Below are 15,982 nucleotides of genomic sequence, written 5' to 3' on the forward strand. Positions count from 1 at the left end.
ATGCCCAGTGATCTCCCCCCAGCATTGCAGGAGGCCCTCAAAGTCGTCGGAGGCCAGTCCTGGCCCGAGGGCGACCAGGACGGGCTGAACCGGATCGCCGACCACTGGCAGGAGATGGTCCGGGCGATCGAGGAGCTGGAGACCGCGGTGCGGGACTCGGCGAACGGCGTCTCGCAGCACATGCGGGGCCAGCTCGCCGACGCCTACCGCAACTACGCCGACAGCAAGGTCATCGACAGCCTGGAGCAGCTCAAGCAGACCGCCCAGCAGCTGTCGGACCAGGCGCGCAACACCGCGGCCGACATCCAGAAGGCCAAGATCAGCATCGGTGTCCAGCTCGGCTTCGTCGCCGCGTCGCTGTTGGCCACATTCATCCCGATCATCGGCGGGGCCATCACCGGCGGTGTCGTGGCGACGGCGCGCGTGGCGATCGGGGCGATCATCCGGGGCGTGGTGGCCAACGTCTCCAAGAACGTCGTGACCAACGTCGCGATCGGTGAGGTGCTCGGAACCGGCACCGAGGTGGCGGTCCAGGGCGCCCAGCTGAGGGGCGGGCAGCGCACCGAGTGGGACACCCAGAGCATCGGCGCGGCCGCGGTCAGCAGCGCGTTCGGTGGTGTCGGCGGTGGCGTCGTGCAGAGCGGGACACAGGCGCTCGGCCGCGCCGCGCTGCGGGGCACCCTCAGCAAGGCGGCGCAGGACGCCATGGGCACCCGCGCTGGGCAGGCGGCCGGGGCGACGATCGGCGCGGCGGCCCAGGGTGCCGCCGGGTACGGCGCCGCCGCGGCGAGCCACGAGGTGGTCGGCGGGGAGGACCTGGACAACTACGCGTTCTCCTCGGCGATGGCGGGCGGTTTCAGCCGTCTCGGCGGGGGCAAAGCCACCTCCCACGTACCGGAGAAATCCTCCGCTGACGCTGCCGACGCCGCGCGCGGCACCGAAGTATCCGCGGACGGCACGGCCGTGCAGAACACCCCGGCCACGCAGTCGGCCGGACCGGTGGACACCGCGGTGCAGACGGAGTCCGGCGGCCCCGCCCAGGCGCAGGACGCCGAATCGCCGGTGGCGACGTCGTCCTCGGGCGAGACGGCCCAGCAGGGTCAGGACACGGCCCACCAGGGCCAGAATGCGGCTCAGCAGGGTCAGGAGGCGGCCCAGCAGGGCCAGCAGACGGCTCCGGCCACGTCCGGGGCGGATTCAGCGACATCGCCGGGGCAGTCGGAGCACACCGTCCCGGCGACCCACCAGGGCACGTCATCGGACGTCGGCGAGCCGTCCACCACGCAGCACGCCGCAACCCCGGACGCGGCGGCGGCCACCCAGGACCCGAGCGGCGTGCGGGACACCGCGACCCCGGTGGCCACCTCGTCGGGCGGGGCGGTGGCACCGGGGCAGGACGCCACCTCGCCGACCACGACCGACGCGCACGGGCCGCAGGAAGCGGCGTCGGGCGAAGCGGCGGCCCACCAGGGCGCGATGCCGGGCGAGCACTCGTCCACTGTGGAGAACGCGCCGCACCGGCACCCCGCGTCCGGCGACGCGGACGTGTCCACTCAGGATTCCGCCGGGGATGAGCGGACTCAGCACGGCGCGCAGCACCCGGGCGCGGGACGCGAGCACGTGTCGGGGGACCAGCTGCGGAGCCCGACTGCCTCCAGCGGCGACTCGGGGTCCGTCACCGGTAGCTCGTCCACTCAGGACAGTTCAGCTCCCGTGGCGCATTCCGGCACCCCGACCCAGCACTCCACCGGTGGCGACGAGCCGACCGCGCACCAGGCGGTGCCCGCGCACGACCAGCACACCACGCGGGAAACCGCGTCCGAGCAGCCGCACGGCACCGCTCAGGGCTCCACCACTGAGCGCGCCCCGAGCTCGTCCGGCGCCCAGCAGCACGCGGAGACCACCCCGGCGCCGCACACCACGTCGACACCCGCCCACGACGGGAACACCACGTCCGAGCACGCCCAGCAGGGCACCGGCGCCGTCGCGCCACCACCGATGATGCCGCCGCAGCCGCCGCCACCGGCGGTGACCCGCGAGCCCGGCGCCGCGCAGGCAGGCCCGGCCGACAGCCCGCGCGGCACCGGCTTCGACCGGGCGTTCCTGCAGCCGCGCACCACCTCGCACAGCCCCTCGCCGACGGTGCCCACGACCTCGTCCTCGGATGCGCCGTCCACGGTGCCCACCACCCCCGGAACGCCGCGCGAGACGACCGCCGACCGGAGCACGCAGGGCGCCGCGACCTCGACCGGCACCCCGGCGACGAACCAGACCAGGCCGACCGCCGACCGCAACGCGCCCCCACAGGCCACGTCGTCGAGCGCGTCCCCTGACTCCACCTCCCCGACCACCGAACGCACGACCCCGCAGCAGTCCACCCCGACGCCGCAGCAGCCGCCGACGACCGCGGGGCCCGAGCGCCCGCCGCACGTCGCGATCGACATGACCGGGGCGGACCAGTCGGGTCCGGCACCCGAACCGCCGTCGTCCCCGGGCACCCGGCGGATGCGCGAGCTGCTGTCGCTGAACCTGGCCGCGGCCGAGCGAGTCGACGGCGGCGGGCTCCGCACCGACCTGGACGGCGTCCTCGCCGAACTCGACGTCGCCCCGCAGGCGCGGGAGGTGTTCCAAGCCGCGTTCTCCGACGTGGAGCTGAAGAAGCACTTCCCCTCGCTCACCGGAGAGGGCGTCACCTCGTCCCTCGGGCACGGTGGCGACGCCGTCGAAGTCACCGTGCGGGCCCGGCCCGTCGGCGAGGCGCACTCGATCGGCGAGGCGGCCCCCGGGCGGCGCGGCGGTGCGGTGCTCGACGACGACAACGAGATCGACACCGCCGCCGGCGAGTACGGCACGACCTCCGACAGCTCCGCGTCGGGGGTGCGCCGGGAGAAGGGAGTCGGGCTCACCGGCATGTTCGGCACCGGGGCCCACAACCCGATGTCCGCGGTGGAGGCCAACGCCACCATCAAGGCAGGCACCACCCCGAGCTGGTCGTTCCGCACCGACAGCGGGGTCCAGCGCTCCTCGTCGGTGGTGCCGGAAGGCGACCTGCACACCACCGGGCACGACCTGTGGTATGAGGTCACCGCGACGCGCGCCGGTGGGGAACCGCTGGTCCGTGGCGGGACCGCGATCTCCGGAGTGGAGCTGTCCGTCGCCGACTCGGTGCGGGAGGCCGCCCCGGCGCCGGCCGCCGCGGTCGAGGGACCCGTCCCGCACTCGGAGAACGTGCTGGCCGCCCATCTCAGCACTCCACCCGGCCTGTTCGACCAGGTCGTCCGGGCACTGCCGGAGGGCTCCGCGCTGCGGCGCGAACTCGCGGCCATCGGCACCGCCGCCCGCACCGCGCTGCGCGACCTGGTGAGTGGGCCGGGCCTGTCGGTGCGGTCCAAGGACCTGCTCGCCGGGCGGACGATCCGCAAGACCTTGGAGTACCAGCACCACGGCAGGACCCGCACGGCCACCGTCCGGGTGGAAGCCACCCCGCGCTCGCCGCGGCCGCTGCACGGCGTGGCCGACACCGCGGTCGTCAGCGGCACCGGCACCAGGACCGAGCACGCCGCCTCCGAGACCGCCAAGCAGGCCACCGACGTCCGCTCGGGCGGCGGTGCCGCGATCGCCTTCCCCAGCGCGGAGGGCGGCTTCTCGTTCGGTGCCCGCGGCGAGGCCTCCGTGCAAGGCAGGATCGGCGGTGCCGGCAGCGACCAGCACACCGCGAAGAACACCAGCGCGACGCTCGCGGCGACCGAGCACACCAGCACCGGGCCGGTGCGCGGGTTCAGCACCGGGATGGACTACCGGGTCCGCGTGACGCTCGACACCGCTGAATCCTTCGACGTCCCGCCGCAACGCGTGGACTCGGCCGGAACCGTGTGGATGACCGGTGAGGACGCCGAGAACAGCGGGTGGACCGGGCGGGACCCGGGTCACGACGCGCCGGAGACCCCGGCGAACGCCGATCCTGCGGGGAATCCGCTGGCCACCATCTCGCTGTTGAGCGTGTTCGGAGCGGGGCGCATCCGCTTCGGCGGAGTCGACCGGGTCGCCGACGCCCTGACCTCGATCCTCGGCGGCACGGTCCTGCCGCGCCACGAGGAGGCCGCCCAGCAGCGCCCGCTGGTCAGCCGGAACGCGGAGCGGGTGAACGCGCTCGTCACCCCCGAGGCGTTCGCCGCGCACGCCACCGAACTCGCCGGGGACGGCTGGGCATTCCCGCTGGAACGGGAGACCCACGCCGGGACCTCGCGGTCGACCGAGCACGTGTGGGTGCGCCTGCGCGCCACCCCGGGGCGGTACGAGTCCGGACCGGTTCCGGTGCGCGGCGAGCTCACCAGCGAGCTCACGGCGGCGGCCGGGGACGAGCACACCGCGACAGCCCAGGGGAACTGGACGGGGGCCGGCGGATTCGGCGGGACGGTGCCGACCGGCCGGACCGGCGTCCGCGCCGTCCAGGTCTCCGGCACGTACGCGAAGAAGTTCGGCGACGCCGAACACACCTCGACCGTCGCCGCAGGGCACGAGAGCACCGTGTCGTGGAAGGCCGGGAACCTGCACGAGTACACCCAGCAGGTGCACTACGAGATCGAGGTGTTCGGCCCGAACGGCAGCGTCCGCCACGAGCTGGACGACCGCGTCACCGTCCAGGTCGCGGCCGGAACCCGCCCACCCGGCGGCACGCCCGCCGAAAACCCGCAACCCGGCCACTTCCGCCGCGTGCGCGCCGGCGAGCCGGCGCGACCGGAGGGCTGGCGGCCGGCGTCGCTGCCCGACGACTACGCGGTGCACAGCTTGGACCTCCCGCGCGGCCTGACCGACCAGGTGCTGCGGGAGATCAAGGCGTTCGACGGGCTCGGGGACGAGGCGGCGGCCCGTGACCCGCTGCGGTACCTCGGTGATGACAGCGTGCTCGCCACCAACAGGGTGCACGCGTTCACCTCGGCTCCCGAGATCGCCGCCAACCTCGACCGCGCGGTGACCGGCACCTACCGCGTCCAGGCCGAGCGGTACCGGCAGGGCGAGCTGCTCAGCGGCTACAGCGACAGCCTCGGCGAGGCGTCCCTGCGGACCACGCTGAGCAACCCGAAGGTCATCGACCGAGCCGAGCGGATCGAACTGTCGGTCACCGCGAAGAACACCGGCGTGACCAGTCACGGCACGACCGCGAAGAACACCAGCGAGATCAGCGTGGACGTCCGCTCCAACATGCGGATGACCGCCTCCGGCACCGCCGTGCCGCAGGGCGTGAACACGCGCACCGAGCAAACCGGGGCCGGGACGTCGGTCGGCCACCAGCACGAGAGCTCGCGCGTGCGCACCTACACCGGGCCCGCCTACCTCGTCTCCTACGACGCCAGCATCGTGCTCGGCGGACGCAACACCGAACACGTCAACGCCTTCGTCGGTGACGTGTTCAGCGGATCGACGTGGACGCACTCGCAGGTCGACAAGGGCGACGCGGTGCGCGTGTGGGTCCCGGCCGACCAGATCCACCAGATCGGCAGCCCGCAGGACGTCACGTGGCACATCGACCGGCCGGCCGAGGACCCGGCGCCGATGTTCGAGGGCGGCCGCTTCCAAGAACCGCCCTACGCCGCGTTCGGGGACGGCTGGATCAGCGTGCGCCCCGAGGTCACCCGCAACCTCGTCGGGCGCATCGAGGAAGCGCTCGACGCACTCCGCCCGGAGCAGGTCCCTGAGCAGGCCCGGCAGAACTTCGTCCAGTCGCTGTACCGGAAAGCGGCCGACGCCGCGTCCTTCCTGCACGACTGGCTCATCGACCCCAGCGCCGGACGGGTGGACTCCGCGGTGCGAGCCCGGTTCTTCCCCGCACTGGCGCCCAAGGGCCTGGACGCGCTGTACTCCGACATCGTCGGCGGGGGCATCCGCACGACGTACCACTTCGCCGGCCCGTTGGGGCGCACGGACATCACCCTGACGTTGCGCGGCACCCAGGGCGACGGCAGGCCGGTGGGCCGCTCGGACCGGTGGGAGCTGGGCGAGCAGTCCACGGCCACGCGCGAGGAAGTCGAGCGGGACGACACCACCACGACCGAAACCGGGCAGTTGCACGGGGTGTTCTCCGTGCTGCCCAACGCGCAGATCCAGCGCAACCCCGGACCCGCGGGCGTCGGGGAGGGCAGTTCCACGACGAAGGACACCGCGGAACGCACCAGGACGGCGAGAAGCGAGTTCAGCGGCGACCACGGCGACGCCACCGTGACGTTCTCGCACGACCTGAACCTCACCCTCACCATCGAGAAGACCGCCGGGTGGGGCAGGATTCCGCAAACCCTGTCGCTGGGCCTGTTGGACCGGTACTTCCCGGCGACCTCCGAACTCGTCGACACGGTGCACCTCGGGACCATCACCGACGCCGTCCGGCAGTCCGTGCCCGAGCACGACGCGCTGCCCCTCACCGAAACGCAGCCACCGGTGCCGCAGCAGCCCTCCGGCGGATGGGACACCCCGACCCACCAGCTGCCCGCGACGAGCCGGGTGTCCGCCCGCACCGACCGGGTGCGCGACGAGATCCACGCGGTGCTCGACGGCGGTCTGCGCGGGGAGGAGGGCCCCGCGGCCCCGTCGCTGCCGCCGGGCGCGACGGCCACGCGGCACCGGGTCTCGGCGATGACCACGCGCAGCGCGCTGTCGTCGGCGTTCCGCGAAGCCATCAGCGCGGACGGCTACCGCATCGACGGCCTCGACGAGGACGGCTACCTCGACGCGGGCCTGCTCAACCACTCGCCGATCAGGTCGGTGACCGTGCACGCGCGGATGCACAACCCGCGCGTCGTCCGAGTCGGGGCCGACGGCGGCACCTTCAAGACCAGGCACACCACCGGCGACAAGCTCCGCACCGCACGCGAGACGACCCTGGCGGGCGGCCTGTCCGGCCGGTTCGCGTACGCCGGGGAGTTGTGGAACACCAACCCGGCCGTGAACACCCCCGGCGAGATGGGACGCCTGACCGTCGAGGCCATGACCAAGGGCCCGGCGGCGGAGCAGAAGGCCATCGACACCAACGAGGTCGGCGGCACATCCACTGAGGACAAGCACACCTGGGACGGGCCGACCTACCTGGTGCACAGCGACGTCAGCTGGACCATCACCCCCGAGTACCGGGGCAGCAACCTGCCCGCGACCTGGACGAACCCGCGCTCGGTGCACGAGCCGGGCGGCGCGGTGCTGCGCACCGACGCGGCCGGCCTGCGCGAGCTGGGGCTGGAGCCGCCGGAGCAGCCGGGCACGCGCGCGGAGGACCACGGCGAAGGCACGTCGCAGCAGGCGTCCGAACGCCGCAGCGGTGAGTGGGACCCGCTGGGGGTCGCACGGCTGGACCAGCGGGAACCGGCTGCCGCGGCGTCCGAGCACTCCCCTCCGGACGGCAAGAACACCGCGGAGCCCGGGGACCGGAGCGGCACGCCCGCCGAACACCAGACGGAGTCCACTTCGGACCCGGCTGACGATGCGCCGTCGCGGCAGCCGGAACTGGTCGACGCGCCGTCGTACGGCGCCGCCGACGACGCCAGGGTTGCGCAGTGGCAGCAGGCGCAACGCCAGCTGCACCGGGACTACGACGCCCGACTCGCCGAGGCCGAACGCGAAGCCGCTCGGCGGGCCGAGGCCGACGCGCGGTTCGACGCGGAGTTCGAGGCGTGGTCGCGGGAGAACCCCGACCTGCCGGACGACGTGCTGGGCCGGATCCGCGAGAACGAGCGCCGACGGGTGCACGAGGGGGAGGACACCGACTTCGCCGGGCTGCACGACTCATTCCGGGTGGAGGCCGTGCGCCAGGCGGCCGTCGCGCGAGCCCTGCGCCGCTTCGAGGGCGCGTTCACCACGTGGCGGCACCAGGTGGCCGGGGCGTCCGGAGTGCCGTTCGAGTTCGACCTGTCGCCGGAGTCGGCGGCGCGGCTCCACGAGCACGCGCGCGCCCGGTTCGAGGAGCAGGCGCAGGAACGGGTGCGACGCCTGTTCCACCGCCCGGAGGACGCTCGGGAACAGGCCCCGGCGGCCGCTGCCGAGCTGAACGAGATGACGCGTCAGCTGCTCCAGGACCTCGACCTGCGCGCGGGCTACGAGACCGCGCGCTCGCACGCCGAGCGGGAGTTCGCGCGGCTGGCCGATTCCTGGCGCGACGATGAACAAGCGCGCCAGGGGCTGCCCGAGGACCTGCTGGTGAGCGCGGAGCCGCTGTCGGCGGCCAGCCTGCGCCAGCTGCGGCGCGAGTACCACGCCGCCCTGGACGACCGGTTCGGCGAGGTCTTCGGTTCCACCGAGTCGGCGCGGCACCTGCCGACCGAGGCGCACGACGCGCTGGAGACGTGGAACCGCGCGTTCGAGGAGGAAACGGCCCGGCTGGCACGCGGATTCGCGGTGCAGGCCGCGCGCGAGGCGGCGGTGCGCCGCGCCCTCGACGCGGCGGACGCCGCGGCCGGCGCGTGGCGCGACGCCGAGGCCAGGTTCGGGGCCGAGTTCACCGAGACCTTCGGCACCGCCCTGCGCGAGCCCGACGCCGCGGCCCGCGCCCGGCTGGGAGCGGGATTGGCCCACCGCGTCGACGCGGAGTTCCGCCGCGTCTTCGGCCCGGACTCCACTGTGGACGAATCGGACCGGGTCGCCGGCTGGGAGCGCGCCACCGCGGAACTGCTCGACGGTCAACGGCTGCAGGCCGAAGTCGTCCTCGCGCAGGCGAGGTCCGTCGCGGTCGCGGACGTGCACCGGCAGGTGACCGAGGCCCTCGCGGACTGGAGCGGTGGCCGGCCCGACCGGCAGCTGTCCGATGAGGCGGTCGACCGGGTCCGCCGCGGGCTGCAGACCCGGATCGGCGAGGCGGCCGACCGGGTCTTCGGCGAGCCCGGCACGATCGCCGAGCGGATGGCGGCCTGGCGGCGCGAGCGGCACGGCCTGCTGCGCGGGCTCGACGCCCACTTCGCGTTCGAGTCGGAGGCCACGCCCGCGCTGTCGCGGGCCGGTGACCAGTTCGCCGTGCTCAGCACCGGCAGGGCGGTGGACCGCACCGAACTCGACCGGCTCGCCGAGCAGTACCGCGCCGACTGGTTCTCCAACTACCACGAACTGTGGGGACCGGACGATCTTCGGACCGGGGACTGGTTGGACCACGAAGCGGCCCACGGCAACGCGTTCCGCACGACCTCGCTGGAAGCCGACGACCCGCGCGCGCTGGCCGCGCGGTCCGACCAGCCGACCGGCGAAGACGCGACCACGCCGGTCGGGCACCGCATCGGTGAGCGTCTGCTCGTCGAGGGCGCGGTCGTCGAGGAACGGCTGACCCTCTTCGACGAGTTCGACGAGGCCGGCGTCCTCGTGCTGGAGCACCGCGACGGCCGCACCACAGCGCGTCTGGGCCACGACGTCGACGAACGCGACGAGCTGGTCGAGTTGGACTACGCGACCGGCGGCGACGGCGCCGACCGGTGGTTCCGGCTGGCGGATCCCGACACCGGTGACTACCAGGACTTCGACGCGGCCACCCACCGGGCGGTGCGCCAGTGCTTCGGCCTGACCAGCTCCGAATCGGACGAGCCGTGGGGTCGGGTGTGGCGCGACATGCGCACCGGTGATGTCCTGCTCACCGACGGCCTCGGACGGATTCACCGGGGACGCGGGCAGGTCGACGACGACGGTCTGGTGACGGTGACGCTGCCGGCGTTGGACGGTCACGTCGTGGTCGACCCGCAAGACGGCGTCGTCCACGAAGACCGCACGTCCCCCGCCGTGCACCTCGCCCCGTCGTCGCAGCAGAGCGCTCCGCAGTGGTCGTTCGACCGGGACGTCGACTACGCGCCCGCCGAGAGCTGGTCGGCGGAGTGGGCCGCGACCGCCGACGGGGAGCTGGTGCAGCTCAGCGCGGACGGCCGGTGGTGGCGAGTCGTCGACCGGAACGGCGAAGTGAGCATCGTGCAGGCGGTCGACGGGCCGGCCAAGCTGGTCGGCAGGCTGGTGCGCGAGGTGAAGGCCCCCGGACGCGGGGGCAACCCGCCCGTCGTCGCACCGCGCTACGACTGGTACCGCGTCGACCTCGCCTCCCCGAGCGCTCCGGACGGCGTCTGGGTGGGCCGGTCGGACGTCGGTGGCCTCCATCCCGTGGAAGAGCACCAGCCGAGCGCGAATCCCGGCTTCGACCCGCTGCAGGCCGCCGTCGAGCGGCCCGACCCCGACGCGCTCATCCCGGCGCCGCTGTGGCGGACCGACTCCGAGCTGCTGCACCGGCTCGACGACCGACCGGTGGAGGAGATCTTCGAAACCGGGTTCCGCCCCCGCAACCCGGACAACCGCTGGCCGATCCCGGACTTCCCGGGCAACGTGGTCGACCTGGTGACCTTCACCCACCACACCACCGGAATCCCGGCCACGTACGTGAGCACCACGCGCACGCCGAACTGGTCGGAGCCCGGCGACTTCCGCTACGACATCGACGCGCCCGGCGGCATCGACGTCAACGCCACTCTCGGGCCGTCGGTGCACCACCCGCACGAGCGCGAGATCGCCTTCCCCGGCGGCATCCGGCGCGAGCACATCATGGGCGCGGTCGATCCGGACGAACCGGACTGGTATCTGGTCAACGAGCACTACGCCCCGCACGAGGCGGTGACCGGCCGGACGCGGTTCGACAAGGGCAAGTGGCGCGAAGGGGAATTCCCGGAGGCGTACCAGCGCTCGCGGGAGATCGCCCGCGAGGAACAGCTGGAGCACGTCGGATTCGCCCCGGAAGACCGGGAGGCCCACGAGCGGAATCTCAACGCCATCGCCGACCGCTTCGAGCGCTACGGCGAGGAAGCGGCACGGCGGTTCGCGCGGGAGCTGCGCGATTCCCAACGGCTGTACGAGGGTTGGCAGACGCGTCCGCGCGGTTTCGGTGGTGCGCCCGGAGACACGGCGTTCCCGTCGGAAGGCGGGCCGGGTGAGTCCTCGGGTTCGGCTGCTGTCTACCTGTCGGAGTCCGATGATTACGTCCGGCACGACTCCGCCGGTGCGGTGGTGGAACAGGGGATGACTCTGTTCGACGTCGCGCGGCAGCCGCTGGGGTTCGTGGTCGTGGACCGGGTCTCGCGGGAGGCGGTCATGCGCGACCCGGACGGTTCCGCTGCGGTGTGGCGTTGGGAGCCGGTGTCGGACGCCGAGTTCCGCTTGGTGGATCCGGTCACGGGCGATTTCCTCGGGTTCGACGCTTCGTCGCGGGCATTCGTCGGGCAACGATCGGGGATCGTGCTGGGTGACGGGTCCGGACAGCGTGCGGGTTGGTTGGAACAGGACTTCCGCACCGGGCAGGCGGTGTTCGCCGACGTGACCGGAGCGGTGCACCGGGGGTCGTGGGCCGAGGACGAGTCGGCTGTCGTGGTGCAGTCCCCGGTGGGGCAGTTGGTGCTGGGGCTGGACACGCACCAGGTGCTGCACGATCCCGGTGAGGTGTTGTCCGGGCGGTCGTCGGGTGTGCCGGCGGCGCTGCTGGACCACGGAGTGCGTTGGGCGCAGCCGGTCGCGCTGGCAGGCGAGTTGGTGCAGTTCAGCGAGGACGACAGGTGGGTGCGGCAGGTCGCGGTCGACGGGTCGGTGCGGGTGACCGATGCCGCCACCGGTCAGCTGCTCGTCGAGGATGCCGGTGGTCATCGGGCTGCTGTCGGCCAGGTCGGCGAGGTTGTGCCGGGCGTCGAGGGTGATCCGTTCGCCGCTGGTGTCCCGGGGGAGGCCGGTCCTGTTGGCGGCGGCCAGCAGGGCGCTGGTTCGAGCGGTGCCGAGAGGCGGAGAGTCCCACGACGGGGGTCGGTGGAGCGTCGGGAGTTGGCGGCGCGGTTGAGGACCGATTACGAGAACGAGGGCCTTTCCATCCCGGAGTTGTCGGCTAGGGAACAGATCCCCCAAACAACGGTCCATGGGCTGTTGCGGGAGGCCGGGACTCGTATGAGGCCGGCACCGCATCTTTCCTTGTCTGTGCCTGGGGCTGGTTCTGTGGGGCGTCGGGCTTTGGCGGCGCGGTTGAAGGCCGGTTACGAGCAAGAGGGTCTCACCATCGAGGAGTTGGTGGCTAGGGAGAAGATCTCCTACGGCGCGGTCCGTAGGCTGTTGCGGGAGGCCGGGGCTCGCATGAGGCCGGCAGGGGTTCGTTCCTTGTCTGTGCCTGGGGCTGGTTCTGTGGAGCGTCGGGAGTTGGCGGCGCGGTTGAGGACCGATTACGAACACGAGGGCCTTTCCCTCCGGGAGTTGTCGGCTAGGGAACAGATCCCCCAAACAACGGTCCATGGGCTGTTGCGCGAGGCCGAGACTCGTATGAGGCCGGCACCGCATCTGTCCTTGTCCGTGCCTGAGCCTGGTTCTGTGGGGCGTCGGGAGTTGGCGGCGCGGTTGAGGGCCGGTTACGAGAACGAGGGCCTTTCCCTCCGGGAGTTGGCGGCTAGGGAGCGGTTCTCCCGCGAAACGGTCCGTATGCTGTTGCGCGAGGCCGGGACTCAGCTCAGGCCGGGGGGAGGGGCTTCTTCCGGGCGGGGGCCGTCGGTGGGTTCGGATGTGCAGGGTCCGTGGGGGTCGGCCGGTGAGTCGTCCTCGTCCGCCGGGGGTGGTCCGACGCGGTGGGAGAAGGGCAAGTGGCGTGCGGGTCAGGTTCCGTCGGCGGTCGAGCGTGCTCGGCAGATCGCTCGTGAGATGAATCTGCACTATGTCGGTGTCGGTGCCGGCGAGGCTGGTGCGGCTCGTGAGGCCCACGAGCGGAACTTGGGGCGGATCGCGGATCTGTTGGAGCGTGAGGGTGAGGAGGCCGCGCGGCGGCTGGCCCGTGAGTTGCGGGAAACGGATCTGTATCGGGGTTCGGGGACGCGTCCGCGCGGTTTCGGTGGTGCGCCGGGGGACGATGGCGGTTGGTCGGGTCCGGGTGAGTCCTCGCGGTCCGCTGGGCGAAGCGCGCCGGGTGAGCCTGGCGGGGTCCCCGCGTTGCCCGGTGTGCAGGGCGCCCCGGCCGCGCTGCGCTGGGACGCCGTGGCGCACGACGCCAGTGGTGCGATGTGGGGGCGGTTGGCCCTGTTCGACGCCGGCGGGCGGTCGTTCGGTTCGGTGTTCGTGAACCCGGATTCGGGGCGGGCGGTCCTCCGCGGTCTGGACGGTTCGCAGGCGGGGTGGGCCTGGCAGCAGGAGTCGCCGGGCGAGTTCCGCTTGGTGGACCCGACGACCGGTGACTACATGCGGTTCCACGCGCCGACGCGCAGGCTTGTCGGGCAGCGGTCGGGAATGCTCGTGGTGCTGGAGACCGGCGACGGGGAGTCCGAGCGGGAGATCCGGTTCGGGTCTCTGTGGCGCGACTTCACCACCGGCAGGGCCGTCCTCACCGATGCGACGGGTGCGGCGTACACCGGCCCCTGGTCCCCCGGTGAGGACGACACCGTGCGCATCACCGTCCTGGGGGAGGACCTGGTGTTGGACGCGGACACCGGCGAGCTGGTGGAAGCACCTGGGACGGTCCAGTCGATCCCTCCGGAACCGCAGTACCTGCCGGACCCCCGCTACGACGACATGCCTTACCAGGAACCCGTGCAGTGGCAGACCCCCCGGTTCTCCCCCGACGGAACCGTGGCCCAGGTCAGCGTGGACGGTCGTTGGACCCGGACCGCGTTCCCGGACGGGAACACGTGGATCGCTCCCGCCACGTCCGACGGTGGCCCGTCCCCGCTGACCGCGCTGCTGACTCCGGCCGAGTCGGACGAGGACAGCCCGATGTGGCAGTGGTACCGCGTGGATCTCGCGACTCCGCAGTCCCCACTCGGCACTCCCGTGGGCAGGACCCCGGTCCACGGTGGACACCCCGTGGAGGAGCACGCGGTGTCCCCGCGGCCGCCGGTGGATCCGCGCCACGTGGCGCTGGTGCCCGCCGATCCGCGGCGGATCGTGCCCCCGCCGTTGTGGCGCACCGATGTGGAACCGTTGTACCGCACCGACGAGCGGTCGTTGCGGGAGATCGCTTCGGACGGTGGGTTCCGCCCGTGGGCAGCGGACAACGGTTACCGCCCGCGGACGGAGGACGACGTCGAGGGCAAGCCGGGTGCGAGCGTGGACCTCGCCTGGTACGCCAACGAGGGCGAGCACTCGATGTACGTCGGGGCGAGCCGGTCGGCGGTGTTGCCCAAGCAGGGCAACGCGACGGACAACGACGACCTGGCCGTGGGTTTCCGCTTCGTGATCCGCGCTCCGGGCGGAGTGGACGTGAACGCGACGCTGGGCCCGGCGGTGGCCGGTCCCGAGGAGCGCGAGGTGGTCTTCCCGGGCGGGGTGCAGCTGCGGTTCGTCGAGGGCGCCCACCCGTTGTCCGACGAGGACCGGTTCATCCCGAACCCGTATTTCGACCCGGCTGGTGAGGGGCGGTTGAACCTGCCGACCCCGGGTGATCCGGACTGGATGGAGTGGGTGTCCTGGCGGGCGCCGGAGGCGCTTCCGGATGGGCGGATGGTGCGTTTCGACGAGCCGGAGCGCATGGCCCTGGTGCTCGGTCGGGATGGTTCCTACGAAGTACAGCATCCCGAGACGGGCGAGGTGCTGGACGCGGGCGTCTTCGACACCGCCTCGGGGCAGTGGCGGGAGATCGTCGACGCACGGCCGGAGGAAGCGCCCCTGCAACCCGGCGGGGATCCCGTCCAGTACGACTCCACCGGGGCGGCGGTGGAGCAGGGGATGCCCCTCGCCGACGCCGTGGGGCGTCCGATCGGTTTCGTGTCGGTGGACCCGGCCGCGCGCCGGGCGATCCTCCACGGCCTGGACGGTTCCGCGGTGGAGTGGCGCTGGGAACAGGATTCGCCGGGCGAGTTCCGGCTGGTGGATCCGGACACCGGTGACTACATGCGATTCGCCGGCTCGACGCCGAGGATGGTGGAAGAGCGGACCGGGCTGTTCGCGGCACCCGGCGGTGTGCGGTTCGGGTCGCTGTGGCTCGACCACCGCACGGGCCACGCGGTCGTCACCGACGGGACCGGCGCGGCGTTCCGCGGGCCGTGGTCGCTGGATCCGAACGGGGCCCGGATCGATCTGCCGGGTGGGCACCTGGAGTTGCGGAGCCACGGCGGCTGGACGGTGGGAGCCGACCACAGTGGACTCATGCGGACGGACGTCTCGGATCTGGTGGCGCCGGAGACGTGGCGGTACGAGCAGATCCCGTACCGGGTGGCGGTCCGCTGGCAGGAGCCGACACGCCTGCCGTCGGATGACGTGACGCAGCTCAGCACGGACGGCCGCTGGTTCCGGTCCGTGTCGCCGGACGGCATCGTGCGCATTACCCCCACCTCCCCCGGTTCGACGCTGATGGGCGTGCTGCGCCTCGGCATCGACGACGGTCGACCAGGATTCCGGTGGTACCGGTCGGACGTGGTGGGACACGACCCCGAGGGGTTCGCGATCACGGACCGTCCGGTGACGTCCCGCCATCCGGTCGAGCAGCACGAGCCCAGCCCGGAGCGGCCGGACAACGCGCTGGTGGCCGCGCTGGTCCCGGTGCGCGGCGAGATCGTCCCCGCGCCGATGTGGCGCACCGACAACGACGTGCTCTACCGCAACGACCTGAGTGAACCGCGGGACATCGCACTCGCCGGCGGGTTCTCCCCGCGAAACACCGCCAATTTCCACTACCTCGACAACATTCGGGAACAAAGAGTATGGGGGAACGTGGACCTCGCCTCGCACGCGGGCGGTAGCCACTCGATGTACGTGAGTACCACGAGGTCGGCCGCGCTGCCCGGAATGCCCGGCGGAGACGTGGAGCGCGCGACGAACGGCTATCGCTACGTCATCCAGGCCCCCGGCGGCATCGACGTGAACGCGACGTTGGGTCCGATCGCCCACGACAGCGCGGACGAACGGGAGATCGTTTTCGTGGGCGGTATCCAGCTGCGGTTCGTGGCGGGCGCGGTTCCGATGGGGGCGCAGCACCGGTTCATCCCGAACCCGTACTTCGACCCGGCCGGTGAGGGGCGCCTGAACCTGCCGGACA

General features: G+C 72.6%; 1 protein-coding gene (running past one end of the window). It reads left to right on the forward strand.

Annotation, left to right across the window (positions count from 1 at the left end; genetic code table 11):
• On the forward strand, positions 1–15,982 hold the beginning of the coding sequence (locus NV263_RS10245; RefSeq protein WP_263252514.1) for a scabin-related ADP-ribosyltransferase. It continues 26,900 nt past the right edge of the window; the window shows 15,982 of its 42,882 coding nt (coding positions 1–15,982); the start codon lies at positions 1–3; its stop codon lies beyond the right edge, outside the window.

Origin of the sequence: Saccharopolyspora rosea (assembly GCF_025643595.1) — a bacterium.
Taxonomy (GTDB): Bacteria; Actinomycetota; Actinomycetes; order Mycobacteriales; family Pseudonocardiaceae; genus Saccharopolyspora; species Saccharopolyspora rosea.